General features: G+C 57.5%; 18 protein-coding genes and 2 pseudogenes. 8 read left to right on the top strand and 12 right to left on the bottom strand.

The annotated features are described in order from the left end of the window. Positions 1-9 precede the first annotated feature (9 nt). Positions 10-1,257: a hypothetical protein gene (locus tag ACVIYL_RS00280; protein ID WP_456777368.1), complete on the top strand. Its 1,248-nt coding sequence runs from the start codon at positions 10-12 to the stop codon at positions 1,255-1,257. Then, complete coding sequence (locus ACVIYL_RS00275) at positions 1,254-2,372, top strand: hypothetical protein (protein WP_456777367.1); 1,119 nt, start codon at positions 1,254-1,256, stop codon at positions 2,370-2,372. The genes ACVIYL_RS00280 and ACVIYL_RS00275 overlap by 4 nt, the downstream gene beginning before the upstream one ends. Positions 2,373-2,675: 303 nt before the next feature. On the opposite strand, the gene ACVIYL_RS00270 is transcribed toward ACVIYL_RS00275, so the two are convergent. The 4 genes from ACVIYL_RS00270 to ACVIYL_RS00255 are packed head-to-tail and all read right to left on the bottom strand — an operon-like array spanning position 2,676 to position 8,043. Beyond that, positions 2,676-3,992: a cupin domain-containing protein gene (locus tag ACVIYL_RS00270; protein WP_456777366.1), complete on the bottom strand. Its 1,317-nt coding sequence runs from the start codon at positions 3,990-3,992 to the stop codon at positions 2,676-2,678. A gap of 24 nt (positions 3,993-4,016) precedes the next feature. After that, complete coding sequence (locus ACVIYL_RS00265) at positions 4,017-5,168, bottom strand: cupin domain-containing protein (protein WP_456777365.1); 1,152 nt, start codon at positions 5,166-5,168, stop codon at positions 4,017-4,019. A 7-nt stretch (positions 5,169-5,175) separates the two neighbouring features. Continuing rightward, complete coding sequence (locus ACVIYL_RS00260; protein WP_456777364.1) at positions 5,176-6,987, bottom strand: GMC oxidoreductase; 1,812 nt, start codon at positions 6,985-6,987, stop codon at positions 5,176-5,178. Between the two features lie 3 nt (positions 6,988-6,990). After that, the gene (locus ACVIYL_RS00255) at positions 6,991-8,043 is read right to left on the bottom strand and encodes a gluconate 2-dehydrogenase subunit 3 family protein (RefSeq protein WP_456777363.1); all 1,053 of its coding nucleotides are present in this window, start codon (positions 8,041-8,043) and stop codon (positions 6,991-6,993) included. A gap of 102 nt (positions 8,044-8,145) precedes the next feature. On the opposite strand from ACVIYL_RS00255, the gene ACVIYL_RS00250 reads away from it, so the two are divergent. Together ACVIYL_RS00250 and ACVIYL_RS00245 are read left to right on the top strand one after the other, a co-directional pair. Next, positions 8,146-10,089 carry an alpha amylase C-terminal domain-containing protein gene (locus ACVIYL_RS00250; protein WP_456777362.1) on the top strand — a complete coding sequence of 648 codons (1,944 nt, stop codon included), beginning with the start codon at positions 8,146-8,148 and terminating at the stop codon, positions 10,087-10,089. 202 nt (positions 10,090-10,291) lie between these two features. Beyond that, positions 10,292-11,068, top strand: a complete 777-nt coding sequence (locus tag ACVIYL_RS00245) for a hypothetical protein (protein ID WP_456777361.1) — start codon at positions 10,292-10,294, stop codon at positions 11,066-11,068. A 235-nt stretch (positions 11,069-11,303) separates the two neighbouring features. On the opposite strand, the gene ACVIYL_RS00240 is transcribed toward ACVIYL_RS00245, so the two are convergent. Together ACVIYL_RS00240 and ACVIYL_RS00235 are read right to left on the bottom strand one after the other, a co-directional pair. Further along, positions 11,304-11,663 (bottom strand): hypothetical protein, encoded by a 360-nt coding sequence (locus ACVIYL_RS00240; protein WP_456777360.1) that lies wholly within the window; start codon positions 11,661-11,663, stop codon positions 11,304-11,306. 14 nt (positions 11,664-11,677) lie between these two features. Continuing rightward, on the bottom strand, positions 11,678-11,929 hold the full coding sequence (locus ACVIYL_RS00235; RefSeq protein ID WP_456777359.1) for a hypothetical protein: 252 nt from the start codon (positions 11,927-11,929) through the stop codon (positions 11,678-11,680). A gap of 202 nt (positions 11,930-12,131) precedes the next feature. Between ACVIYL_RS00235 and ACVIYL_RS00230 the strand changes: the two are divergent. Together ACVIYL_RS00230 and ACVIYL_RS00225 are read left to right on the top strand one after the other, a co-directional pair. Then, a pseudogene (locus ACVIYL_RS00230) lies at positions 12,132-12,752 on the top strand (IS5 family transposase); the annotation flags it as partial. Between the two features lie 509 nt (positions 12,753-13,261). After that, on the top strand, positions 13,262-14,926 hold the full coding sequence (locus tag ACVIYL_RS00225) for a tyrosinase family protein (RefSeq protein ID WP_456777358.1): 1,665 nt from the start codon (positions 13,262-13,264) through the stop codon (positions 14,924-14,926). 96 nt (positions 14,927-15,022) lie between these two features. Here ACVIYL_RS00225 and ACVIYL_RS00220 read toward each other — a convergent pair whose 3' ends face one another. The 6 genes and pseudogenes from ACVIYL_RS00220 to ACVIYL_RS00195 form a co-directional block, all read right to left on the bottom strand. Beyond that, positions 15,023-17,443 (bottom strand): hypothetical protein, encoded by a 2,421-nt coding sequence (locus tag ACVIYL_RS00220; protein WP_456777357.1) that lies wholly within the window; start codon positions 17,441-17,443, stop codon positions 15,023-15,025. Between the two features lie 244 nt (positions 17,444-17,687). Beyond that, positions 17,688-19,649, bottom strand: coding sequence for a caspase family protein (locus ACVIYL_RS00215; RefSeq protein WP_456777356.1), 1,962 nt, complete (start codon positions 19,647-19,649; stop codon positions 17,688-17,690). Further along, the gene (locus tag ACVIYL_RS00210; RefSeq protein WP_456777355.1) at positions 19,616-20,794 is read right to left on the bottom strand and encodes a trypsin-like serine protease; all 1,179 of its coding nucleotides are present in this window, start codon (positions 20,792-20,794) and stop codon (positions 19,616-19,618) included. Before ACVIYL_RS00210 ends, ACVIYL_RS00215 begins: the two co-directional genes overlap by 34 nt. Before the next feature lie 34 nt (positions 20,795-20,828). Then, positions 20,829-22,172, bottom strand: coding sequence for a hypothetical protein (locus tag ACVIYL_RS00205; RefSeq protein WP_456777354.1), 1,344 nt, complete (start codon positions 22,170-22,172; stop codon positions 20,829-20,831). A 209-nt stretch (positions 22,173-22,381) separates the two neighbouring features. Continuing rightward, entirely contained in the window at positions 22,382-22,753 is a 372-nt protein-coding gene (locus tag ACVIYL_RS00200) for a hypothetical protein (RefSeq protein ID WP_456777353.1), read from the bottom strand. Between the two features lie 3 nt (positions 22,754-22,756). Next, positions 22,757-22,852: pseudogene (locus tag ACVIYL_RS00195) on the bottom strand (phospholipase effector Tle1 domain-containing protein); the annotation flags it as partial. Positions 22,853-23,557: 705 nt separating this feature from the next. Here ACVIYL_RS00195 and ACVIYL_RS00190 point away from each other — a divergent pair. Then, a complete protein-coding gene (locus ACVIYL_RS00190; protein WP_456777352.1) occupies positions 23,558-25,027 on the top strand; it encodes a DGQHR domain-containing protein in 1,470 nt (489 codons plus the stop codon). After that, positions 25,017-26,399 carry a hypothetical protein gene (locus ACVIYL_RS00185; protein WP_456777351.1) on the top strand — a complete coding sequence of 461 codons (1,383 nt, stop codon included), beginning with the start codon at positions 25,017-25,019 and terminating at the stop codon, positions 26,397-26,399. Before ACVIYL_RS00190 ends, ACVIYL_RS00185 begins: the two co-directional genes overlap by 11 nt. Positions 26,400-26,545 lie beyond the last annotated feature (146 nt).

Here is a 26,545-nt window from a genome sequence, read left to right as displayed (position 1 = left end):
AGCAACAATATGACTCAGCCCGCGCAACCGTCCAAGGGAGTTAAACCGGTCGCAGCGGAAGCCCTTGAGGCTGACACTGTGGCAGCTGAGGCCCTTGCGCGGGCAAAGATGCTCTATCTTGAAGACCTAGCAAGCCGTTCCAATACCGCCCCAACCGCTCAGGATATTTTGGCGCTTCAAGCCATCGCCGGCGACGGCAGTGGTCTGGTTGGTATGAGGCGCGTTGTCACAGCCATTGTCATCGTTTTCGTGACAGTCATTGTACTGTTGGTCGGATTACGTAAAGCTCCAATCACTCAGATCGAACTACGTGCGGTGGCCGATCATGTGGCGGTTCAATTGTCCAAGACAACGGACACCTCGGGCTTTGAGCTTTCGTCAGCAAATCCCATTGAAAAACTAGACTACAAAGGGATGGGGACGGCCAGCGTGGACCTGAATGCCGGCGCCGCCCCCGGCAAACCCTGCTCTGCGATTGATATCAAGGGACGTATCATTACTCTGCAACGTCCCGAAGGGGTAAGATTTACCTATTCGCCGGGTACGTTGCTCGCCTTCTCAACCTACAAGAAGATAGGTGTGAACCGGATTGACGAACTCCTGATTGACGCCCGCGGGACCGTTACCCTTAAGGCGACTTTGCCATCGTCCGAAAAACCGTTTGATCAATGCGATCAGTTCAAAAGCAACATCTGGTACGGTCCTGCCAGCGTAACTTTTGATCCACCCGCAGGAGATTCGGACGCGTCCATCAATATTTGGGTGAACGCTGCGGACAAGGATGCTTTGCCGGCGACCGCCGTTCTCCGGCCGCTCCGGCTGGATGCACCTCAAGTGACGTTCGGCGATGTCGGGCTCGATAGTCAGCAATGGGGCGCAGCTCCGTCAAGGTGCTCGATCCAAAGCGGTAGCGTAGATTTCCTGCAGCGAGCGTTTGGAATTGAGTCTGCCGGGCACGCAGATCTACGAACCCGCCAGTGTCCGATCATAAAATTGAAAGCACCCGATAAAGTCATCTGGAAGGTCAGAGTTGGGCCGTCGGAAGGTGGGCTCTTCGAGGTCACCCAAAGTGCGAGAGACGCAGGCGGACTGGGGAGTCTGTATGTCGACGGCGCCTGGCCCGGCCGCGGGCTAGGCAAGAGTTATCTGGAAATCGTGAAAGAGGATCCGGGGCTAACCCTTATGATTGCTGTTACTACGCTCATCTTGTCGAACCTATGGAGCTTCGCTCAGTTGCTGAAGAGATGGATTGGATGAAGGTCAACGGTATTTGTGCAATCGCCATTTCTGCGTCCCTGTCTACCGGGGCATTGGCCATGTCGCTCAGCGACATCCAGGACAGTGTTGCTTCGCGCGTTGTTCAGATAGCGCCCATTAAAGGGGGGGAGCTTGGGTCGGGCTTTCTTATTGGCGCGGCAAACGGCCAGATTCTGATCGCAACCGCCTATCACGTCGTCGAGGAGGTAAAAGATCAGAAGCCGGAGACTGTCTTCGAGGTCCGGTGGACCTCGCATCCGGACGGTTGTAGCGAACGCCCGATCCCAAAGTCAGTTCACCATCTCGTTGGACTGAACGATGACCCAGCTCCCGACGTTGCCCTCATCGTCGCAGACTTCAATTGTGCAATCAACGTGCGCCAAGTGCCTTCAGCCTGGGGCGGGGGACCGCCATCGCCAGGATCCCGTTTCTCCGCCATCGTTCCCGCGGGCGATCCGCCGACCACCAAATTCGTGCGCTTCTACTTCGAAGATGACTGCTTGAGAAAAGACCGATGCGTTCGCATGGAAAGGCTCGAGTTGGCGGTCGGAGGAGAGGTGAACGAGCCTAGTATGTCGGGAAGCCCGGTGGTTTCCAAAGCGGGTTTGGTCGGTCTTGTTCGCGGTAGCAACACTGTAGTCTCCGAACCTGCCTTGGGACTTGTCAGGGCGCTGTGTGGCGAGAAGGAAGGCCACATGACCATTCCGGGCTTCGATTCCGAGAAGGTCAAATGCATGTCATCGCCACCCGGCGCGTTGATTCCGTCGGTTTTCGCAGACGCCGGGAAGCCCGCTGGATGTGATCCCAAGATCGGGCAAAAGCTGCACGACATGAACGAGATTGGCGTCGCTTACCGCTGCCGTCTCGATCTGCTTGAGAAGAATTGGAAGGTTCGACAATCTCAGCTCGATTGCCGGCAGTGGGAGCTTTGTCGAGTCGAATGGTTTGCGACTGTCTCCGCTGCGGGGTTCGTTCTAGGTTTACATCCGCCGGATGAGTGGGAAGATCTCCTAAACCTGCTGGGTCTTCGGAGCTACCCTGCCGATCTCGTCCTTAGCACTCCCGACCGAGCGGCGGATTTCCGCAAGGAGTTTCAAGCTCATGGTTTTGAGTGAGTTTGAAACCTGGGATACCGGACCTCGATGCAAGGGCGCAGATTGGCAATCGCATAGGCGACATGATGTCGCCGTGGACCAATAATAGCGACGATGATGCTGGCAGTTGCACGGTCGATACTGGCAGTCGCTTGGCCCATGAGTCACCCGTTGGACTAGCTACCAGAAATATTATGCTTACCGGCAAGTCATTCTATTGGTTGTGGAACATATGCCAAGAGGCCCTAAAGGCGCTGAGGCCGACCACCAGCGCCGGGGAACGCGATGGTAGGAGTTCGAGCAGATGGCGTTCGTTGGAAAACTTCAATCGTAGCCACCAAACATGAAGAGCAACAGGTTCTCATCGAGCATGTTGACAAGGGCGTGAAACTGCCCAGGTTTCACTAACGAAAGGTCGCCTGGCTTCATGATCCGCAGTTCAATCGCACGCTCTCGTGAAGGCACTTTTTCCCAGTCGCCCATCACCATGAGCCCGCGCCCCTCCATCAGCAGGAACACTTCTTGATTGTCACGATGCCGGTGCATGCCGATGACCGCCGCGGGCCTAAGAATATGTAAGTCCATGTAGTCGACAGCGAAGAAATCCTCTCGCCTCTTTCCTGATGGCCGGTTGTGATCGGCATCAAACTGCCAATCTCGTAAGATCCGACCTAGCTCGGGCGTCCATGAAGGTCCGAGCTCGCCACGTCGTTGGGCCTCGTGATCGAAATAATTCGAGTAGAGGTTACGATATTCGAGGCCACCGATGCCTCCGTGAGGATTTTGGCTGTCTCCGATCGCAAAGTAGCTGCCCCAGCCGCGCAGCGACATCGAGAATTCGTAGACGTGGTTGCTGCCCTGCGCGTTGTCCCACCTCGTTGCCGTTGAATCCGTCCAAGCAAGTTCGAGCCGCAGCGGGCGCACCGGATGCATAGTGTGATTGGGGGCCAGGTCGAGCATGTTGATGCCTCGTCCCGCATTTCGGGCCGTTGCCCGGGCCTCATCGAACGGAATCCCGACGAAGTCGCTGAGCTGGCCGTGAACAAGATCAGGTCGTGCCAGCAGCGCGCCACGGGCGACGGCATCCTTGCCGCGAGGCCCTAGCCGGCCCGCTAGCTCGTTGCCCGAGTAGGCCCAAAGCTCGATCTCGTAGCGAGCCGATTCCGCATTATAGGGGACGGTCAGGTAGTTTGTGCCGGTCTCATCCTGGCCGATCCTGAGGTATAGCCGAACGGAGTCGCCCGGAAATACGCCGTCAGGACCGAGGAGCGGCGGCCGCGGCACGTAGGCTATACGCAGGAAGCTGCCGGTCCAGTCGCCGGCGTGCGCGTAGCCGCGGGTGATCTCAGTCCCGTTCAGGATGAAATCATAGAGATTTTGCTTCTGGAAATCCTCCTTGATGTCCTGAAGGCGTGGATCTTTGTTCTGCCATTCGTTGCCTGTGGGCCCAATCAGCGCCACTTCCTGCAGCCCAAACAGATGCTGAAACGTTTCCGGCAGGTAGTGCTCGCGATCGGCATGAAGCTTGGTCTCTTCGAGCACCTTCACCAGCTTCCAGATCGGGTTGTTTTGATTGTAGTTAGGCCGCGCGTCTGGCGGAAACGTCCTGACTTTGGTGATCTCCGCATCAACGATGGACATGGCCCAGCTCGCTCCCGGTCCGTATCAAGTGCTGTGGTAGAGAAACGCCGCAAATCGCAACGGGTCGTCGTAGGGATTCTCAATTCCGTGAATGCCGCCGCTCTTTGTGTAGATCACGCTGCCCGGGCCGACTTCGAGCTTCTTACACGGCTTTGGATCGAGACCGTAGATCGGGCGCGTTACGACTGGGATTGTATTGTCTTCGGCAAGTCTGGGATCATCTTCGGCACCCATGTACGCGATGCCGCGCCCCTCGAAGACGTAGTAGAGTTCTTCACTGCCAATGTGCTGGTGGGTGCCCTCGATGGTGTGCGGCGGGATCGTCACCTCATGGAAGAACACGACCGTGCCGCCAAATTCCTGCTGCAATACCCATCGCATCTCAATGATATTGTCATCCCTCGCATCCGGATTGCCAGGCTCCATCATGCCATTGCGATAACGGACAGGTGGGATATCTCGGACCTTCTTGATGAACCAGCCGCGTTCGAAGTCCACGCCGTAGCCGTTCTGCTGCACCGTGTTGCCGTTGCTGCTCGGTTCTTGAGTGTTCGGTACTTGAATATTGCGATTGAAGTAATTGTCCCAAGCCGCATCCTTGTCTTCCACAATCGTACGCGACGGGTAGGATACGTCATTTTCGCGGAAGGCGAGGTCGATCCGCTTTAGGGCGCGGAGATCGGCGAGCGCGCCCGCGAACTCAGGTATCTTGGTGATAGAGCCGCGATAGCCCATCATATCTAGCACCTGGTAATCATGGTGCTTGCCCGCTGGCGCATCCAAAGTCTCCCATAACTCGACTTGGTAGCCATGAATCCAAGGACAGAAATGCATGCGTACCTGGGCGTCCACTTTTGGGCCGCCGACCGGCGTGAGGCCGACGTTAGCCATGATGTCCGGTCCCATCAAGCGGCCTCTCTGCCGGACGACTTCGGCCAAACGGCCACCGCGCGCTTCGATCCGAAGAAAGTTACAGATCTGGAGCCCGTCGATGAATACGTAGCCCTTAAGAATGGTGATCTCTGACTTTCCTCGGACCTCTTGCACTACATAGCGGTAGCGGCTGCTGCGCGTAGCATTGAGGTATTGCGCGTGATAAACCCGGTCAGGAAAAAACATCACCTGGAAGATCGAATTGCAGGGATCTGCCGCGATGTCATTGAACCTCGGGTCCATCAGAACCTCAAACTTGCTTCAAATGATCGGCGACGCGGAATGCGTTCGCCTGGATCGTGAGAGTGGGATTCGCGCCGCCCGAAGTCGGCATGAACGAGCCGTCCGTGACGTAAAGATTATCAATGTCCCAAATCCGGCAGTTTGTGTTCAGAACGCCTAGCTCGCGCGTCTGTGCGAAGCGAGCGCCGCCCAATATATGGTTCGCGATGCGCACCGCGTTGCCGTAAACCGAACCCCAGCCGAGCTCAGTGCGTTCCGGAACACCGGCGGCCATGATCTGACGACACACCTCAGCGAATGCGCCCATCACCTGTTCGTCGTGTGGGTGGAAGTTCTTGATGATATGGCCGCACTTGCGGTTCCATTTGTCCCGAACATCCGCGTGCAACTCAATTCGATTTTCGAGACGGGGTATCTGGTTCGCCATAAAGGCTGCGGACAGGCGGGCGCCGAATGCGGAATTGAGCCATTGCAGCGCCGCCTCCGAAGTGTGGCCCTGGGCACCCATGAACCCGCCCCAGAAAAAATCGAGGTCGGTGTCACCTTCGGTCCGGGCCATCGTAATCGGCAGGCACTGATCGGACGTGTTATTGTAAATGGCGCCGCCAGCCCACAATCCGTGAGCATCGAGGAAGTCCTGAGATGCGCAGGAGTCGGTAGCATAGTCGCTGTCGAGTGAAATCGACTTGTCGAAGCGCTGGCCCTTGATCTGCACCTCGGCGCCACCGAATGCATGGGTCAGGAAGAAGCGCCCGAGTAGAGTGGCATCCTCCTGATAGCGCACGAGTGGTCCGAACGTTGACCGATCTTCCTCCGCGGAAAGCATGAGAAGCCGTATCGATTCGATTGCCGAACAGGCCACCACCACTATCTTACCGCTGACCGTGCATCGGCGACCGCTCGCATCCCTATAGTGAATCTTGGAGATGGTGCGACCGCTCGCCTCAAGATGAGTGACTACGCAGTTCGGCCGCAGTTCGAGATCGTGCCCCTCGCGGATGGTCGGACGCAGCAGAGACACCCAAGTGTTGGACTTGTAGCCGAGCGGATCGCCATAACGGTTTACGTAACCGACCTTTGGATCACCCGCCCTGCGGCCGCTCGGGGGATGATCTTCTGTGATCACAGCGAGCGGAGTGCGGTAGGTCTGAAGGCCGATCTTTTCCATGCCCACACGGGCAAACTCGCTGATGGGGTTCGGCGGCAGCGGCTTCTGATAGCTATTCTTCGAAAACCTCTTAGCTTGGCCTGCTACTGTCCCGTTCAGACCGATCAGATGCTCGGCTTTGACGTAGTAAGGCTCAAGGGTGTCGTAATCGAATGGCCAGTCTATCACATGCCTGAGTGCGTCGCCGTTCGGATCGCCCTTGAGCTTGCGCCCTTCATTGGCCGACTTCAGCTTGAAGTCCCGCTCGGCAAAGCGAAGTGAAACCGCGCCGTAAAGCTGCGTGCCGCCGCCCACGACCTGAGCCGTATATCCCTCGATGGTAATCTTGGAGCCGTCCTGTGGCCTATCCACATTTGTGAAGACGTGCGGCTCGTCGTTGAGGTCCGGTTCGACATGGCTGGTGAAAAAGCTGGCGCCTGTATTCACCATCCCAGGGGTGGTGATGATCCGCTCCGGGCCGGCGTTAAACATCTCGTCCCGCTTGAAGTCGCTGAGCCTCCCAGCGCCTCGCTCCTCCTGGGTGCGTAGGAGGGGGCCTTTTTCGAGCACCAGTACCGATTTCGCTTCCCTGGCGAGCTCGTAGGCGATAGGTGCACCACCTGCGCCGCTGCCAATGACAACAACGTCGAAGTGATCCCGCATCGCGCCCATCACCTATCCTCGATATTCGGTGCTCTTTCCAAGCGGCGCCTCGAGGGCGCGCGCCCAATCGAATGCAGACTTCGTAGGATCTGCGGTACTGCGAAAGGTTTCACCCAGAAAGGCCCAGCCGAGCCCGCCCGGGTTGCCACCGTATTTCGGATGAGCAAACGCACCAGTCCAAGTGTGGCGCCGGAGGATATAAAGGAAATAGCCTGGGTTGTCGTAGATTGCGCGGTCCCATCCGTCATCGATCAACGTCGGGGATCTATTCTTCATATCGTCGAATAGTGCCTTGTAGTCGGGATCGCTGACGTTGACGGGCTCGACACTTGGGTGCCGTTTGCGCAGTACCCGGTCGATCATCGGTAAGCAAAGCCGATAGGAATGCAGATGGTGCCGCTCTTCGCGTGCCAGGATGTTGTCGATATAGTTCGCGACACCAGCCGGTATATCCATCCGGAAAAAGTGTGCGACGTTGCCGTCGTTCAAGCCTCGCTCGACAAGGTTGCGAGTTTCGCGCCCCTGGAACGGTAATAAGGCATTCGTCATGCGCCGGACGAGGGCCATTTCCCAACGTTCAAGATTGATGGGCTCGTTGTATGTCCACGTCCAGAAGCTTGACCAAGTCTCGTTTTGGGGAGTCGTTGTGGTTTGTGGATTGATTGGATCGAGTTGCGCAAGGCCGTCGACGATGAAACGATAGCGATGCCGCCGTCCTTTAGGAACGCGCAAGGTCAGCGCAAGGTAGAGGCTGTCATCGACGGGGTTCAGCGCGACGGGTGCGTGCAGCCCCAAGCACGGCGTCAGCAACCGGACGGCTACATTCGGCCGATCGTCCGGCGCTCGATAGATGAAGGTCACGTGGTTCCACTCGGAGGCATCCGCAGCACCGCTGTCGTCGGCGTCCACGATCGGAAATCGCCAAGACTCGCTAATGCGTGCGCGCGCCTGACCAACATCTGAGCCAAAGAAGCTATGCCGCTCGTCAGTATTGTCACGCGCTAAGTACTTAGCGCAGTGATTGAGGACGTAGTCGGGTTCTTTCTGAACCAGAGCTGCGAGCATGCACCCTCACTTTGAGGGAATGATTCCATACTATTTTGCTCTCGTCTAGGTAGCAAATCTGTGCGAAGCTTGCCTAGGTCCGACCAGCAGGAACGTTTGTAGATGCCTGCCAGCCAAGCCCACGTGACCGGTGATGTCCTAATGGGATCGACGCTAGTCGACGGCGGTTGCCTCTTCCGTGTCTGGGCGCCGCGGGCGGATGCGGTCCACGTATTGGGAGATTTCAACTTTTGGCAACAATCCGACGCTTCGCTATTGGTGAAGAATGCGAACGGCCACTGGATGGGTTTTTTTCCTGGCGTGCACGAGGGTCAGACCTACAAATATTGGGTAGAGGGGACAGGCTCCAGGGGCTGGAAGCGTGATCCGTATGCACGCGAGCTCGAAGGAACCAAGTGGAATTGCGTAATTCGCGATCCGAAGGCCTATCCGTGGCATGACTCTGAGTTCAGACCACCCGCCTTCGAAGACCTCATCATCTACCAATTCCATGTCGGCTCCTATTTCGCGGTCGATGGCCACGGCAATGATGCACGCCTTGGCCGAAGAGGCCGATTTCTCGATTTGCTCGAAAGAGTCGAATACCTCGCGGAGCTTGGCGTAACCGCGGTGCAGCCTCTGCCGATCGTGGAGTTTCTTACGCGCTTCAGCCAAGGCTACAATGGTACCGATTACTTCTCGCCGGAATTCTCTTACGGGCTCGACGACGGCGAGCTAGACCGCTACTTGGCGACCGCCAATCGCCTTCTGTCCTCGCGCGGCAAGTCGCATCTGAAGCGGGAACACCTCCAAGGCGCGGCCAACCAGCTCCGCGTCGTTGTCGATATCCTTCATGTCTATGGAATCGCCGTGCTCTTCGACGTGGTTTACAACCATGCTGGTGGAGACTTTGGCGATGAGAGCCTTTTCTTCATCGACCGGCTCGCCTACGGCAACAACAATGACAGTCTCTATTTTACTAACGAAGGCTGGGCCGGTGGGCTGGTCTTTGCGTACTGGAATGACGGCGTCAGACAGTTCCTGATCGACAATGCCAAGTTCTTCCTGGATGAATTCCATGTGGATGGCTTTCGCTACGACGAGGTGAGCGTCATCGACAAATTCGGTGGGTGGCACTTCTGCCAGGCGTTGACCCAAACGTTACGGTTTGCCGTGCCATCCACCATCCAGATCGCCGAGTTCTGGAATCCGAACAAGGAGTTTGCGGTCAAGCAGCCAAGCGCTGGTGGAGGCGGGTTCGATCTAGTCTGGGACGATCGGATGCGCGATGCGGTGCGCGGCATGCTCGCGCAGGCGGCTGCAGGTCGTGACGCGCCGTTCTCATGGTTAGAAGTCGCGAAAGCGTTGGGTTCTGCTCCAGGTTTCGACTATCAATGGCGAGCTGTCGCCATGCTCGAGAACCATGACCTCTTGCTCGCCTCCCACTCGGATTCAGACAAGAAACCGCGCGTCGCAGCCGCAGCCGACCCCAGCAATCCGAGATCGTGGTATGCACGCAGCAGAGCCCGCGTTGCCGGCGGATTGCTCATGACTGGTCCAGGAGTCCCATTGCTGTTCATGGGGCAAGAGTTCCTGGAGGACAAATACTGGGGTGACTCAGCGGAGACCGCTGACCTCCTAATCTGGTGGGAAGGGCTTAGCGTCGATCGAGCAATGTCGGATTACCTGCGTTTTATGCGCGAGCTGATCGCACTTCGCCGCAATCTAGATGCGCTTCGTCGGGGTCAAATTAACGTCTACCACGCTTGGGATCCCACACGCGTCCTCGCCTTCCATCGTTGGATCGAGGGCTCCGGCAACGACGTCGTCATCGTCGTCTCACTGAGCGAAGTCACCCACTACGAGTATGCTCTCGGCTTTCCCCGCCCAGGCCATTGGATCGAGTGCTTCAACTCAGATGTGTACGATAATTGGGTAAATCCGGTTGCGGCGGGTAACGGTGGCAGCATTGTCGCATACGAAGGCAGTATGCATGGATTGCCCGCGCGCGCGGACGTAGTCATACCCGCGAACGGGCTACTAGTTTTCAATTTTGTGCCGCCGTGACGACCGGTATCGGCGAGATCTCAACCACGCAAATGCGAGACCGCGAGCAACCGCCGGGCAGGGTCCGTTGCGAGCGGTCACCTTGGATGCAGTCATTCTGAGCGCAGCACGTATTACTACGCCATCTAAAGCCGAGAAAAAAGGCGAGGTAAGCTTAGCGATCGTAGTACTTTGATCCTCTGTCACAGTGATCCGAGGGACGATGGTGGACAGAATTGTCTCATTTTTCACGCGGGTCGCCGAGCGCTCCATCTACCCTATCATCCGTTGGATGCAGCGCCTCCGAAGAAAGCGGGTTGTCGCCTCGTTGCTTGTCCTGTTTGCAGTAGTTGGCAGCCTTTATTCTTACGCGGATGCTATCTACCAGTTTGTCAACAAAGCGCTCGTGGTGGTCGGCTTCGATAACGCGACTAATCGCGAAAGAAGGATTACTCTTTTGCGTTCATATCAGCTCGGCAAGAGTTTGGCGCAGAACATCACCTATACATACCGCCGGAACCACGGCGAGCACTCTGATTTTTTGGACAGCCAGATCACATCAACGGCCGCTATGACGAATTCAATCGCAGCTCAGCTTGGCTTTTCTCTCGAGGTCCAGAAACTGCATACACAGCCAGTATTATCAACGACTTTTTGGGATTCTTCGCCAGGCGTCCGTTTCATTCGCGAATCGGTCAAGACGGCAAAGGGGGCTGAGGCGGAAATCGCATTCGACACCGGCTTCAACTACTCAATATTCGAGCACAGGACAAACAGGGGGGAATACAATCCGTTCGAGTTCATGGTCACTTTCCCTGAGGAGATCGACATAGGCTTGAGACCGGCGACGGTTCGACTGAAATTCCCTGATTATAAGAAGGTGAGGCTCAAGATGGGCGACGGGAAATCGGCGGATCAGGTTAGAGAAGACAACAAGGATTACATCTTGATGTCTCTTTTCGATTGGGACCGCGAGGTAAGAAGAGAGTTTGCCAACTAGGGCGCGTTCTCGCTAAACAATCCTCCTACGACATCACGGTGATAAATGTTTGATGACCAGAGGGGACGGCGGGAGAATTTCGCTTGCGCTAGACTAGTCGTCATTACTGACGATGTCTGTTTCGATCATGATCGTGCGGCGCGGCTTGAAAATGCCGCGCTGGTGGTGACTCTACCCAACCTCGTTTGATCTGCCCTGATCTCGTCCAACCAGGGGGCGCTGATATTCAATCTGGTCAGCAACGGTGCGTCGGGCGGGCCTGGATCGTGACGGATCGCAATTCAACATTGGCACCGATCACGCGGGAGAATTCTTCCGGGCAGAGCTGCTGCGCCCGCTCGTAGGGTTGGCCGGGCGAAAACCAGATGAAGGCGGGATAGGAATAGTCCGTTAGGTCACGCTTGCCCTCGCGGAGATTGGCGAGTGCCGCCGGCTCCAGACAGAACTTACCGGGCAACGAATCCGCCGTGAGCGGCTTTTTGCAAGCCAATCCGTATTGCTTCCTACGCCTGATCCATTCCTCGCCATCGGAAGCCATCGCCGCGACCAGCATGCCGTGTTGGCCAAGGTCGATAACCGGGGCAACGCCCTTCACGGTCGTATATGTCGTCACACCGCTTTCCCAACCTGGTTGCCCGGTCCGTAACGCACCGAGATAATGCTTGAGCCGGACTTTGTGACTTCATTGACGCTGACCGAGACGGCCAGCCCGTAGCGCAAGGTGGCATCGTTCCCATCGCAAGCCGCCAGCAACACCAACGTGATCAGGGTTATGCAAGCTACGGCCAGCCGCGCACCCGCGGGCAATTTTTCCAGAAGTTCCGCATGCACTAGCCGCCTCACAACCAGATGTATCTTCACCCCACGCTCTCCAAGAGCTGTCGGCGATCGGCGCCACTTCCGCACTGAATCGACTGCGATTTAGCCGATTCGCGCCAAACCCCAACAATTTAACCGAAAGCGAAGTTAGTCAGAGCATTCCCGACACAGCGACGGGCCATTGCGGTTTGATGGCGCCGCCGACCGAGACGTGATTCAAGCTTCCAACCTGGGGCTCGAAATCTTGCGCCACGAACTCGCCGATTATGAATGGATTGCCATCAAGCCCATGCTGCCTAACAAGCCGCGTGGCGTTCCTCGTGTTAACGACCGTCGTGTCCTCAATGGCATCTTCTGGGTCTTCGCTCTGGAGCACCTTGGCGTGATCTGCCCGAGATGTTTGGTCCGTACACCACATGCTACAACCGGTTCGTCCGCTGGCGGCGGGCTGGTGTCTGGGGCCGCATCATAGACGCACTTGCTGCTGCCCACGATGCCGCTGTCCAAATGATCGACACCTCGATTGTCCGTGTCCATCAGCATGGAGCGTGCGTCACTAGGAATCGGCGCCAATCGATGGGAAGGTCACGCGGTGGCTTGACGAGTGAAATCCACGCGGTGGTTGATAGCAATGGTTTGCCGGTACGCTTGGCGTTGAGCCCCGGCGAGGTCCACGACGTTCGACTTGCCGGAAGACTGCTGTCTCGTCTGAGATCCGGGTCAATGCTGCTTGCTGACCGTGGCTATGACGCCGACTGGATAAGAGAGCTGGCCATGGAAAAGGGGCGCGTGGGCCAACATCCCCCCGAAGAGCAATCGCAGCGATCCGATCTGCTTCAGCCCGTACCTTTATCGCTCTCGCAACACTCTGGGCGAAGCGACACAAGGGGTCATCGCACGTTCATTGCTGCCACTATCGGCGATCTCGCCAAAGTCCTGGGGCATTTCGAAGTCCCCCGCGAGACCGGCGTGAGCCGTGGAGCGATCTGCAAGACATTTCGCGTGGGCGGCAGTCCAACGCTCGACACGCTCAGCAAGGCGACGGAGGTGCCTGGTTGGCTAACCTGCCGAAAGAGCGGATCGTTGGCTCGTCGGCAATTGGTCACGTCAGCGTCGACGCGCTACTGCGGTCAAGCCAAAGAAGCGCAGTTGAGAGTTCCTTCTCCCTCGAGTATCGGCCCGAGCTAACGTCAAACCCCAAGACCAGGCTTCGAAAACGCATGCCGCCACGGACGAGCTCCGGATCCGGTCTCCCATAGGAACAGTTGCGTTGACTCTTTTGGACAACTTTGAAATGATCGAGGCTGCATATTTCCAAGATTGTTGTTCGACCCATTGCGCAGGTGCGACATGACTGTAAGTCGCCGAACGTCATTGAAGCTCGCTGGCACCGCCCTCGTTGGTCTTGTGGCTCCGCCGGTGCGGGCAGGCGATCTCACCACAGACAAGATCGCGCCACGCATTCCACTCGACGAATTCGTGAAGGATCAGCAGCTCATCGACGCGTTTCGACGTGGCGTCCGAGCGATGAAGGCAAGAAAGCCGTCGGATCCGCTCAGCTGGTTTTTTCAGGCTGCCATCCATGGCGTCACGCTCGAGCTGATTCAGAATGCATCGGCGGGGGACCCCAATCTCATCAACGTCGATCAGAAAAAGTTCTGGAATCAGTGTCCGCATTTCGGTCAAGCGTCCGCGAATTTTCTGCCCTGGCACCGCGCCTACACCCATTACTTCGAACGAATTCTGCGAGCCCATACGGGAGAAGCTCGCTTTGCGCTGCCTTACTGGGATTACTTCAGGCCTGAGAACTACAGGTTTCCCCGGGAGTTCGGGACCAGAAAGCTCGATCAACCTCTGGATGGCGATAGCGCCAATCCGCTCTATCACGCCGAGCGCAACATCTACTTCACCGATTGGGAGCACTGGTCTGGAAACAATTTGCCCTATTCACAGCTCACACCGGAAGCGGTGGATTGGTCGCCTGCACGCGATTCCATCATCTTCTTTGGCCAGACGGAGCGGGAAGGGCTTGCCGGCGGCATTGCCGACGAAGATGCCAGCACCCGCGGCCGGCTGGAAAGCTTTCCGCATGATCCGATCCACCGTCTCGTCGGGGGGCTGATACCCCGCCCGCCGCTGCCGAACCCAGCGGACCCGGCCAATCCAATTCCTCAGGAGCCGATAGCAGGCGGCATGGCGTTCCCGCCGACGGCCGGCTTCGATCCGATCTTCTGTGTGCATCACTCCAATCTTGACCGGCTCTGGGCCGAGTGGTCGCTGATGCCCGGCAAGAGCTGGGGGCATTATCCGCCGCAGGATTGGTTCGATGATCAACCGTGGCACTTCTACGACGTCGCCATGGACAATGGTCAACTCAAGGCCGTCGAAGTCAGCCGATCGCGCAAGGAATATTTCGATTATCGCGCCCTTGGCATCTCTTTCAAATCGGAGGATCTGACCAAGACCCCGCTTCAGTTGGCTGATCCCATTCCTGCGCCGCCCGTTGCTCTGGCAGCGCTCACGACATCCCTCGCCAGGATCGAGGGTTTCTCGACCGTCACTGGACTGATGCCGGAACGCTTCGCTGTGACCTCTGCCGCAGACCAGCTCCGGTCGCCGCTTGCAGCGGCAAGAACGGCGGCGAGCGCCGCAAGCCCACAGAAGCGGGTTCTGATGCGGATCAACGGCATCGACTTGAACAATGTCGCGTCGACCGGCTTTGATGTCCATCTCGTCGCCGATACGGCGGCCAAGCCCAAACGAAGCGATCCAAGCTTCTTGGGATCCATCGCTCTGTTCCGGCATGACGGCCAGCAAGCGGTCGCCGTCGGAGCCCACGCGGGTCATGGGGCAACTGCCAAGGCTTCCGACACCTTTGACATCACCAGCGCGCTCGTCGCCTCGGGGCAAGCAGATCCCTCGAAGCTCCACGTGGTGATCGTGCCGTATAGCCTCGCGGCCACCGTCAGTGATCAGAAATCCATCGTTGAAACAAACGCGTTGAAGTTCGAGAGCATCGAGTTCCTCGCGAGCAGTTAGCTGTCTGCGCCTGGAAGCTCCCGGCTACGCGGAGAAGGCGAGTCTTCTGCGAGCTCGCTACGCGTCGTCTCACCGCGGCGCCCGCCAGCTGAACCGTTATGGTTCGAACTTTCCGCTCTTGACCATCGCGTCGAGGCTGAGACTCGGCACGAACTTGGCATCCCTGCGGTACACGGGCTCGAGCTCCTTTTCCTCGTAAGTCCGAATCTTGTTCTTCGCCACCTTCGAACCACCACCCGCTTGCCAGGCTGACGCCCAGAGCGCCGCAAGAACCCTGACGCTGTCTGCCAACGATCTTATCGTCGCCTTCCTGATATCGGCGTCATCCCACAGAGCCTTGGCTCTCTGTGTCTCGCTCAGCGATGGATCATCGGCCGCGATGATGGCCGTGGGTGTGAGGCGGGACTGTGCATCGTTCATCAGGGCAATAACGGCTGCCGCAGCACCATGCCCGCTGCGGTCCACCTTCACGGTCCGCTTCTTCTTGAGCTCGTCGTCGACCGCGGCAAGGGCGCCCGCTGGGTCGACTTCGAGCATCGTCTCTTCATAAACGCCGTGAATCTTCGCCTCGCGGCTCTTCTTGAATTCCTTGAACTCGTCGCTGTCGCGCGGTAGGGGATATTTGCGTCCACCCACCTTCTTCGTCGGCGGAACACCGTGATGCAGATAAGAGCAGTGTAGCGGTTGGGAGGCGTCGCCGACATAGTGCGCCATGACGCCGGCGCCGGCGACGAAGCGCAGCACGTCGCCTTTCGTCAGGTAGGCCACCATCGCTTCCCAGATCTGCCAGACACGGAATGGCAGCGTGCCCTCTTCGGGGCCGACACCTTTTGCGGCGAAGCCGTCGAAATAATCCTTCCATTTGCTGGCGGCGATGTTGGTTGGGTCGTCCACGCAAAGCTGCAACATCGACGGACCGCCGTCGATGTCCTCGATGTCGATGTCCGCAAAATGCTGAATGGGCTCAAAGCCGCGGCCTTTACCGTGGACCCAGACATAGTCAGGAACGTCCGCCAAAGGGACAAATCCTTCGCGCCCGACGCGGAATCCGTTGCCCGCCGCGAGCGTCTTGTCGGGAAAGCCGATCCGAACCTGATTCGCCTTCATGAGCCGGCCGAGATCGCCGGAGAGCTGATCGCAAGCCTTCCAACCGATCGAGAAGTGACCGATTTTACCCCAATATTCGTCGTGACCAAGGCTCCAGTTGCGAACCACCTCCACATCGAGCGAACGGCAGATGCTGGAGAGAAACGATCCCAGGGCGTAGGCGCTTCGCGCTCCGTCTGGTGTCCGCACGCGCTGGCCGCCCCACTGCATTGCCAGGGGGCGGAGGCGACGCGCCCGCACGCCGGTCTCGGCGGATTCTTTCTCAAGGCCGAGGTCTTCGTTACCATCGTCGGGTCCCGGTTCGAACGGTGGGTCGTAGAACCAGAGCGTTCCGGAGTCGCCGGGACAGGTCAAAGGATGCTCGATCTTGGCGCGCCTTTTTCCGGCGCTGTTGTCATGAAGCCCCGGGCCGATCAGCATGTCGGTCGTGAATTCACGTCCACCCTGGACCTCGTAGCGAAAGAACAGCGCTCGCACTTCGCCTTCGATCACCCCGCTCGCGCCGCCGAAGGCGCGCACCGGGCAACCGATGATGTCCAGGGTGACCGAGTACTCGCTCGCGTCGAACACCTCACCGATCTCGCCGATGCCAAAGGCTTGCGAAGTCCATTCGGTTATGTCGTTGATCTTGATCAAGCCGGCATCCAGCGTCAGCAAGGAGCTGTTCGCGCCCCACAGCGGGAAGACCGATGCCATGGGCTGGTGATCGACGGCGATGTTCGAGGTCGTTCCGACCGGCTCGTAATTGCCGCGGATATAGGCCTTCACGATCTCGCCGTCGCCGCCGGCGACATGGCGATTGGTGAGAGCGTAGTAGGAGCCGCCCTTCCGCACGAGACAGGCGAAAGTGCCCAGCGCCTGCTCGCCCTGGTGCTCCCGCAGGCACGCGTATCCACCGCCTAGCAAATGGCTGGCATGGAACGGCCCCACGCTAGGCTCGGGCAGGGCTTCATCCGGCGGCGCTGCCACGACGCAGGTGGGGACGACGCGGCCGTCCGGCAGATAGAGGGTACTTGGGACCGCATTGGCTCCGAGATGCTGCAGCTGCTCCCATTGCCTGACGAACACGAGGACGGCCGGCCATGACCAGGGTCGAATGACCGAGTTTGCGAGCGTCCGCGGCGCGGTTATGCGGGGTATGTTCGGGGGGCGCGGTCGATCGGGCGGGTTCTTCGCGTACCAGTCATCCTCGTGAATGCAGTAACGTCCGATCGCAGTGGCCACCACATTGTCGAGTTGGGACAGATAGACATGGTACGCTTCGCGCGCGTCGAGAAGATCCTTGAGGGAGAGCGATGCGTAGTCGCGACGGGGCGGAAAGATGCTCTTGGTGCCGACTGGCCGCCGGGTCTGTATCGGCATGACGCCTTTGGAGGGCCGGGGCGAATTGGGCGTCGATCTCGCATTCATGAAAATTCACTCCGATGTTCGGTCAGATCGGGGACAGCCGCCGGCGCAAGGGCGGCGTCAACGAAGCGCAAGTCCTCATCACAGCTGCTTGGGGATCGGCTGACGGCAATTCTCGCTCTCGGCTATGCGGCGTACGAAAAGAGGAAAGTCCTTGCGGACGCGGAAAAAGCATCGCTTCCAAAATGGTCTGCCAGCGCATGCTACAATCAATGATTGAGTCAAGGCAAGCGACTAGGTTCAATTGTCACTCTCTGAAGATCGTCGAGGTTTCGTAGAGGTCGAGCTTTTGCTTGGTCCCTCGGGTGACCCTTGCCGGGCTGAGCGATTCCATCTTGAACCCCTCGAACGACAGAGGCGTCGATCCAACGACCTTGATCAAGGCTTCGTCGGCCTGGAGCGTGGAGACCTCGATCGGGGTTTGCTGATCGCGACCCGGTGTCACGATTTGGTTGTAAGCCACCCCTGCCTTGGCTAGCTCACCCACGATCCCCAATATGCGAAGCGAGCCAAGCCGGAGACGGTCCAGGTAATTCCGCTCCCGCGCGTCATTTGTCGGCAACAAAATGAACACGAGCTTCGTGGTCGGCTTAAGCGTCTTCTTGATGGAGGCGACCAGTTTTTCCGGCTCGATGATTCCAGCGTCGCTGGGACGAAAGTGAACGACAACCTGATCCTTTGTATCGACAAGTTTGGCCGTACCGCTGTCGATGGGCGTGAAGTAGATGTCGGACTTCGAAGCAGGCTTTTGTACCTTTGATGACGAAACGAACCCGCTATCGAGTTGTATGGGAAACTCGGAGATTGTCGCGAATGTTCCGGCTTTGGTCACATCGATCGGCAACGACACCGAGTTTGTCGTGAACCACGTTCCAGCCTTGGCACGATCGTCGCTGACATAATTCGGAGGCGCCCCGGCTGCCGATACGGGAATCGAGGTCTTCGCAACGTGCGCCAAGGGTGGCAATGTAACTGGATTCGACGCCTCCCTCTTCGACAAGATATCAGGGCAGGGGGAGCCCTTGTCTTTCATCGTCTGCAACAGCCTCTCAATCCGCTCCTCGAGCTGAGACACGGTCGTTTGCGATCCGACAGGGTCTGCGGCCGCTTTCCAATCGTCCCTGATTTGAATGGCCATTCCGCAAGCGATCGCGATAGATGCGGGACCGTATTCGACCATCCCTTCGAGCCCGATCACGGCGGCCATGACCTGGTCTAGCGTCGATGCCGTCGCGGCATCGAAGATCTGGATCTTCCGCCAATCGTCGGGATATGCGACCAGGTTCGGAAACTGCTGGTAGGTCTTTCCGTCGATCTGCAGGCCATCGGCCAACGTCTTTCCCACGAAGTCGTTCAGCAATTGCTCGGCGGAGACCCCTGGTTGCCTCGGGGTCTGATCCACGAAGACTTGCGCATAAAGGCCGTTCGGTTGAGACGGCATGTCGGCAGCGTAGTCGTTGGGGGAGGTCGAATAGTGAACGAGAAGACCTGGCACCTTGGTGATGGGCAGATACCCGTCGAGCGGCTTCTCCTTGAGATCGCGGTGGCCCTCGGCATCCACGATGGACAATTGAGATCGGCACATGTCGAGAATGGCGATGACTGGTGCACCCCTCGAATTCAGGCCGGCAAGAATCGACGATTGGTCCAGCGACCCCATTCTCAATGATTGCTTCGAATCGTCCTCGGCACCGTCGCCAACACTGAACGATTCCGCTCCCATCGCGTAACCGTGTCCGGCGAAATAGTAAAAGGTGAGCGCGTTCGTGGAGTCGCGCACGGTGGTCGAGGCCGTTATGATCCTGTCGTGGAACTTCGCTGAGACGTTGAGAAAGCACGCGACCTTGAATTGCAGCTTGATCATCAACCCGGCGATTGCGGTCGCGTCCTTCCCGGCATTCTTAAGTTTTGGAACGGCGTAGAGAGAGCGCCCGAATGAGCCGTCCGGTTGTTTGCGGTCCGGATAGTCGTTGCCGATGACGATGGCGAGGCGCCGCGCGCTGCCCCCCGGAGCGGCTTCGATCATCTTCTTGATGTCGGGAACAGTGGCCTCTTGACCCATGACGTCCTTGCAAAGGGCGACGTCTGCGGGGGGAGCAGGGTCAGCGGCAGCTGGCGCCCGGGCGTCAAGGACTGAAGCGATCAGAACGCCCATAAGCAGCCATGACCTGGTCGTCAGTGATCGGCGGCGGCCGCGCTCTTGACCCATGACAGTACCTCCGAGGTGAAGGACGTGTAGATGGCGCCCTCGCCGCAACCTGATCCAGTGGATCTGGAGATGATACCTATGAGAGCGGCACGTTTATCTGCCGATCCCTGTTGGTCGAGGAGCATGTAACCGCCGCCACCGCTGTCGCCAAAGCATGGACCGACTGGCCGCGGATCGACGATCAGGATCTCGCGTCCTGATGCGCAACCGTAGAGTTCAGCGTCCTGTTTGCCATTGATGCTTCCACTGCAATCCGGGCTTAGGATGGGTGATATCGCCAAGGTCTTTTGCTTGGGATCCTGGAGCAAGATCGGTTTGCTTTCGTTCAGCGAGGTGTAACCGAACCCGACGACCAGAATATTCTTGTTGCCCGTCGAGAATTGCTGTTGGGCAAAACCTTCCGGCGGTAACTGAACGGACTGCGCCACTTGGTTTGGGATATCCCCAGCCAGACTGACGACCGCGATGTCTTTTCCGGCGAGAGAGGCTGATGATTCGGCCTGCGTCACCCCATTTCCTGGGCACTTGACCCCTTCATGCCCTTTTTGCCGCAGGACCGCTGCTCGATAATTCCGTACGTCTCCCATCTGCTGGCCGAAAATCACATACTCGATGGTACCTAAACAAACGCAGTGCGCCGCGGTCAGGACCGTGTGTTGATCGCCGGCCAGGACTCCGGAGCAAAAGTCTCTTATGGGAGAGCTAAAGATCAGTGACACCTCGGCGAGGCAGTGCGGATCGGTAACGGATTCGCCTCCGATCACACGCACGTTCATTGCCGAACAACCGGCAATCTTGAGCGACGCAACCGGATGATCCGCCGCCGCTTCCAGCCACTTCGAGTACCGCTCGTCGTGATCGATTTGTTGCGCTGCCCCCTTGTTGATGTCGACCGGCTTTTCCTTGTTGGGGACGGTTCGATTGGGATCGTAGTCGTCCGCCCCGTTACGAAGCGCAATCCCTGCTTCGTAGATCTTCTGACGGAGCGCCGCCGAGTATTCCGGCGAGCCTGGTGCCCCCGAGAGGGTTGCCGCGTCGCGTATGCGCTTGCCGATATCCTGCGGCTGAGTTTGAGCGCAGGCCGGTGAGCTCAAAGCCGACGCGATGAGCAGAATAGTTGCCAGCTTGTTTCGAGCTCTAATCATCAAAAACCCGATAAAAACTCAATGCCGGAACACTTCAGTGCGACGCGACCGTCTGGTTCTGGATGAGACGATTCTGCTCACCGGCATTCGGTCCCAGTGCGATATTAAGAACGTGGGTTCGTTGTCCGGCCGCAGCAAAGGTGGAAGCTCCGGAGGGAGAGGGGCCCTTCCACTGCAGCAGCGTCCAGTTCGGCGTGGCGCTCGCACCGTAGGTCAGCACAAACGAAACCGAATGCAACAGAGAATCGATCGGCGGATCGATATGCTTCAATCCCGCGATGATCTTGTTGGCTTCGGTTTCGAGATCGCTGACGTATTGCTGCTGAGCTAAAGCCTCATTCTTTTTATCTTCCTGGTCCACAACCTGCTTTTCCGGTACGTCAGCAGGCGGGGGATTTGCATTCGCAAAACCCTCGTAAATCTTCTGCACATCGTCTGCTCGCTGCTTGGCAATTGCGGCCGCAGAGGCGGCATCGGCCGCATAGATCCTCAGCGAGGCAATATTGCTGTTGACCTGCCTCTTGATGTCCGGCTCAAGGACTGGCCAAGAGGCGTACACGGCCTTGCCGATCTGCGCGGGATAACCCGCAATCCTTCTTGCAGCTGCGGTCGATGCGTCGGCAGCTGCTCGTGCCGCCGCGCTCGCAGTCTTTAGTCGATCGATGGCCCGCGCATAGGTGATCGAGCCACCGCCAGCAAATGGCGCACCAACCTTTGCCGGCCCAGGCGCTGAACTCGGCTTGACAGTATTGACCGGACTGGGGTGATATCCGGCATGCAGCGCCAACACATCCGACCCGACTGGCGCCAAGGCGGAATCGATCCACTCTCTCAGCCCCAAATTGCCCGTAACGCCGCTGCCGTCGACGCCGATGCAAATCCGTTCCCCCTCATGCCCTTGTTCATACTTCGCGACCTGCTGGCGCCAACGCTTCAGCTCCTTCAATGAAAGCGTAAAGCTGATGACCTCCGCGCGGACGGCCTGCTCGCCGAGATTGGCTCCGGCGCCGAAGGTGAAGAACTGATTGACCGCAGCGATCGAGTTGTTCGTGAGGCTGGTCGAACCAGCGCCGAAGTTGAACGCATTCTTGTAGAAGTGCGTGTATGTAACACCCGGTGCGATCCCTCCGACGTTGTTTGCCTGAAGGGTCAGATCGACCTTGGCCGTCCAATCGGCCAACCATCGATACCGAGGCGTGTCGATGACGTCATCGAAGGCATCCGCGACTTCGCAGCGAACCCTCGTGACCACCTTGTTCATCAGAACGTCGCTCTGGCTCGCCCCCGTGGCTTCTTCAAGCTGTGGGACGGTCGAGCACCCGGCGAGCAGACAGAACAATGGAAGCGAAAATCGAACGAACAAAGAAATAGCACGCATGCAACTCCCCCCGAGAGCACGCAACACTACGAAAAATTGTAGTCCCTATTTGACACTAGCGCCGAGAGGCGGTCCTGTCGATAGGCTTTCTACGGCGCGAGAAACGATACACAACTGATCTTCACGACGCTCTCGCTCATCCTGGACGCACTGCGCGAACTTCAACGGCAGCGAAGACTGCACGCGCGATCTTGCCGTCGACGGCTCAGCTATAGACGGCCAACGTAGTCCGCATCTTCCCACTTCAGCTCGATATCGTCGGCGACGCACTTCGCCCGTGGCGGTGTGGTTTGGTCGAAGTAGTGCTTCAAATCCACGTGTACGGGCATGTTGTCCGGACGATACTTGTCCATCAGATCGAACTGCAGCACAGGCCCCGCTTCGAACCGCTTGTAGACGGAGTTGTGCATCGGTGAGGTGGAATCGCCGGTGTTCGGATCGACCGGGAGGCGACGCACGCCGGCCTTCAGGAATCCCCCGGCCTGTTCGTTGTGCTGCTGACCGGCCGGATCCGGTGAAAGCCGCAGGACACTGCCATCATGCTTGAGACCGTCCGGGATGATTGATGCTCTCGCGACCATCCAGTTCAGAGCTGCATCCGACAGCCTAGCCTCGTTTTCAAGATAGCCACCGCCGATATCCGCGTGGACGCCCGGAAACCAGACCTGTTCGAAGTACAGATTGCCTTGCGCATCGCGTAGGTCCTGCTTCGCCGCCGTCGGCGACGCGGGATCTGTACAACACGGGTGGCGCTGGGCACTCGTATGTCAGGCCTTCGCAAGGTCAGCCGCAAGCTCGTTGCAGCGTTTTGCTGCTGACGTGCAGGGGTGGAGCCGTCTCACGGCGAGCGATGAGATTGGCACACTTATAGGCTCACCAAGTCCCGAGCCATCATCAATAGGCTCATTTGGGCAGCACATGGGCTGCATAGCAATACCGCAGGCGACAGTGTAACTGTTGAACTTACTTCCGCTCCGGCAGCATGGTGCACATCGTCGCAGTTTGTACTGGCTGGGTTTTGTCGCAAATGGCCCATCCGATCGGGAGCTGGCGGCCCGAGTACCCGTTCGTCTGGGCAAAAATCGTCGGGTTCATTCTTTGGGACGGTTGGTACCGCCATCTGCCTCGCTTCTGGAGATTGATGGGCAGTTGGATAGCTGTAGTCTGGTTCGGCGGACATTGCGTGACGCAACACGACACATAAGCAAACCAGGTTTCCGCCGCGCCCCCCGAAGTGAAGCCATTAACCCTACCTTAGCAGCATTCACTGTTTGTAGAAGGGTCTTGTACCCTATACCATATCCTCTACCTCAGGCTGCGCGGGGCAATTGATGGCAAGAGCGACGGACCGGCGGCTAGTACCCGCAATCAAAGTCAATCAATGGATGAAAGGCTGGGAAAACATAGACTTCTCTGAGGCTGAGCATAGACGAAAACCGAAACCATATTTCTATTTGTTTGCCCTTTCTGCAGCCGAGTTGCGCGGCCTTTGCGGCATCGCTAGGCGCCACACATCCGCGCTGACCCCCCGGGCGGCCGACTTAGGCATTCAGCGACAGCACGATCCCGAAAGATCGAATGAGATTGGGCGCTTTGTCGAATTTGGATTTCCTTGGTCCACACTCAGCGAAGCAAAGCGAGCGTCGAAGGAATTCAACGATCTAAGAAAGCCCGGTTGGCTTCCAACTGCGATAGTGCTGAACATCCTGTTGCCCGAGGACGTGCGCGGCAAAGACACCGTTTCGTCCCAAGACATCGTAAAGGTTGAAGATGGGAAACAGGGTTGCCACATTCAGCTTCCCTATTCGCCCGATTCCAAAGATTGGCGACCATCGACTCTTCCGCCCTTGGAAATTATTGACGGGCAGCACCGCTTATGGGCATTCGACAACGAGAGTGATACTAAGTTCGAACTTCCCGTAGTCGCTTTTCATGGACTTGACATTAGTTGGCAGGCCTACCTTTTTTGGACCATCAACATAAAGCCGAAACGCATCAATTCGAGCCTCGCATTCGATTTGTACCCGCTGTTACGAGCGCAAGATTGGCTCGACCGCGCCGAAGGGCATTCGATCTACCGCGAGACGAGGTCGCAGGAGTTGGCGGAATCCCTGTGGTCGCATCCTGAGAGTCCTTGGTACGACCGAATAAACATGCTGGGAGAGTCTAGAACGCCTTGGGTCTCTCAAGCGGCATGGATTCGAACACTCATGGCGACTTTTGTTCGGTCGTGGGAAGCGCGTGGCGGTGGCCCAGGAGGCCTCTTCGGTTCGAGAATGAACGATGACGATGAGGTTCTCGATTGGAGCAGAGCCCAACAAGCCGCTTTTCTGATTTTTGCTTGGAAAGAATTCCAGGAATCAGTGAAGTCATCGCAGCAAGGGTGGGTCAAGTCTCTGCGACTTCATGATCCGAAAAAGAATGATTCCGAGCTAGCTTCCGATGAGTTACCGTTTTACGGGCCATTTTCATTGATCGCGACAGATCAAGGCGTGCGGGGCTTCACACACGTCTTGAATGATGTCTGTTTTGCAAACGCCACCAAGTTACAGCTCAGGTCATGGCAGTTGAAGGAGCGGGCAGCCGCGACAGACGCAAACGGTGTTGCGAGCGCCTTGAAGTCTTTGACGAAGCACCCATTGGCCAAATTTCTATCGTCGTTCAGCTCGGCCATGTCATCGTTTGATTGGAGAACAAGCGCTGCACCCGATTTGTCAGATAAGCAGCGACGAGATAAGGCTGTCTTTCGAGGCAGCGGTGGCTACAAGGAGATTCGTCTTCAATTGTTGGAGCATTTGGCTAAGCAAACGGGCGAATTGGCTGCAGTATCCAAGCGATTGCTCGATGCCAGCTAAGAAAGCAAAAGCTAAGTCACGTCGAAAACTGCCCCTGTCAATCGGCGACAGGGCAATCATTCGTGCGAAGCTGTCACGTGAGAACGTTGAGACCACGTTCGCTGGATTGCGCAAATTTATCGGAGAAGCTCGGTGGATTGGAGCAAGCAACCGATACGGCGCGGATACTATTCAAAGAATACAATCCGACAACAAAATAGCACGTGTTCGCGAGCCACGACAACTGTCGCAGTATATTGCGGCCAGTACAGTGTTGCACTGTGCGGACGGCTGGAGTTATCTCGGCCGCGCATTGATGGCACTCCTGGGGGGCGATTCTGCGAGGGCCATTCATCTTGCGTACTATGCTGAACTTCGTGCCGCGATGTCGCTTCTAGCGACTGAAGGTATTGGCGTTTTTAGCAACGCACATTTCTTTATTGATGCGCCCAACTCAGCAAAATTGATGCAAACACGCAGCGGCACGCACAATTTCGTTTGGGACTGCTTGAAGTATTGGGGGATGCAATCACGATCAGGTTTGCTTTTCTCACGCTTGGTACGTCCGTATGGGAGAACTCTAGACGATTGGTTGATACCTGTGGGCGGCAGCTCGTCGGTCGCGCCGCAAGCTCAGAGGTGGTTTTTACAGTGGGGCATGGATCTGAAGGTTCTTAGTTCTGACCGTGATGCTCGAAATACCTCAAGCTATCGACCGAGCGGACTGCTGCAACAAAATCCAATTGAAGCGGAAGCGGTGTTGAGTTTTGTTCGGGAGACATGGGCCGCATTGGAGCCCTCGCCACTCTCCAGCTTCGAAGGAATCGACAGGCACATTCTGCGGATCGCGTTGGAACGCGTCTTCAAGGGGACGACCGGCAAGAACCCTTCCGAGGAGCCTGCAAAATTTGGTGCAACGGTAGCCAGCGTTTTGAAGCGTCAAGATTTGCCAGTTCATCTCGAAAGTGGCTGGGCTGGATTTCTGAAGCGACAAACAGTCCCAGACGATTTGCTCTTAGTCAAATATTCGAAGGAAGACCCGGCAAGTGCCTTAGGACATTTTGCGGTTACTGCTCGAGCGACATTGATGCTCAGGATCGCCAGCGGTGCCGCTGCTGAGACCGTTCAAGCTGCGGGTTTTACAGCCAGCGATATTGCGTTTTGGTCATCTGGGCTGGGGCGCGGCCGTGGTTTGTCTGACGCGTTGGATGTGGATGGAGCCGCCACCGAATTGTGGGCGGATATTGAGGACCACTTGCGCAGCGTTGGCGAATTCCAGTCGGAGTACACGGCAGCAGATCAAACATTTTCGCTTGCAGGTACGAAGATTGGTCAGTCGCTGTTTGGGCTAGGAAGCTGCGAACGGGTCGCCATTTGGAGCTTGACATCCTGAGGCTTATTGTTCGACCGGAGTGGCAGATCACGTACTCGGTATGAAATTTGCGATGCTTTCGACCTCCTCAAGGGTGGTATGGACCACCATTCGTTTCCGGGGGCCTGTCGCTTCGGGCCGCGAGCTTCTAAAGTTCGATGGATAGC

It is taken from the genome of Bradyrhizobium sp. USDA 3315, from assembly GCF_054056795.1.
Note: the sequence above shows the minus strand (reverse complement) of the source record. Positions and strands in the feature narration are given on the sequence as shown.

Excerpts from the sequence above, each read along its gene's own strand:
- ACVIYL_RS00210 (WP_456777355.1), bottom strand. The coding sequence starts at position 20,794 with ATGATTAGAGCTCGAAACAAGCTGGCAACTATTCTGCTCATCGCGTCG.
- ACVIYL_RS00280 (WP_456777368.1), top strand. The coding sequence starts at position 10 with ATGACTCAGCCCGCGCAACCGTCCAAGGGAGTTAAACCGGTCGCAGCG.
- ACVIYL_RS00245 (WP_456777361.1), top strand. The coding sequence starts at position 10,292 with ATGGTGGACAGAATTGTCTCATTTTTCACGCGGGTCGCCGAGCGCTCC.
- ACVIYL_RS00275 (WP_456777367.1), top strand. The coding sequence starts at position 1,254 with ATGAAGGTCAACGGTATTTGTGCAATCGCCATTTCTGCGTCCCTGTCT.
- ACVIYL_RS00205 (WP_456777354.1), bottom strand. The coding sequence starts at position 22,172 with ATGCGTGCTATTTCTTTGTTCGTTCGATTTTCGCTTCCATTGTTCTGT.
- ACVIYL_RS00200 (WP_456777353.1), bottom strand. The coding sequence starts at position 22,753 with ATGGTCGCGAGAGCATCAATCATCCCGGACGGTCTCAAGCATGATGGC.
- ACVIYL_RS00220 (WP_456777357.1), bottom strand. The coding sequence starts at position 17,443 with ATGAATGCGAGATCGACGCCCAATTCGCCCCGGCCCTCCAAAGGCGTC.
- ACVIYL_RS00215 (WP_456777356.1), bottom strand. The coding sequence starts at position 19,649 with ATGGGTCAAGAGCGCGGCCGCCGCCGATCACTGACGACCAGGTCATGG.
- ACVIYL_RS00190 (WP_456777352.1), top strand. The coding sequence starts at position 23,558 with ATGAAAGGCTGGGAAAACATAGACTTCTCTGAGGCTGAGCATAGACGA.
- ACVIYL_RS00260 (WP_456777364.1), bottom strand. The coding sequence starts at position 6,987 with ATGGGCGCGATGCGGGATCACTTCGACGTTGTTGTCATTGGCAGCGGC.
- ACVIYL_RS00185 (WP_456777351.1), top strand. The coding sequence starts at position 25,017 with ATGCCAGCTAAGAAAGCAAAAGCTAAGTCACGTCGAAAACTGCCCCTG.
- ACVIYL_RS00250 (WP_456777362.1), top strand. The coding sequence starts at position 8,146 with ATGCCTGCCAGCCAAGCCCACGTGACCGGTGATGTCCTAATGGGATCG.
- ACVIYL_RS00265 (WP_456777365.1), bottom strand. The coding sequence starts at position 5,168 with ATGGACCCGAGGTTCAATGACATCGCGGCAGATCCCTGCAATTCGATC.
- ACVIYL_RS00270 (WP_456777366.1), bottom strand. The coding sequence starts at position 3,992 with ATGTCCATCGTTGATGCGGAGATCACCAAAGTCAGGACGTTTCCGCCA.
- ACVIYL_RS00255 (WP_456777363.1), bottom strand. The coding sequence starts at position 8,043 with ATGCTCGCAGCTCTGGTTCAGAAAGAACCCGACTACGTCCTCAATCAC.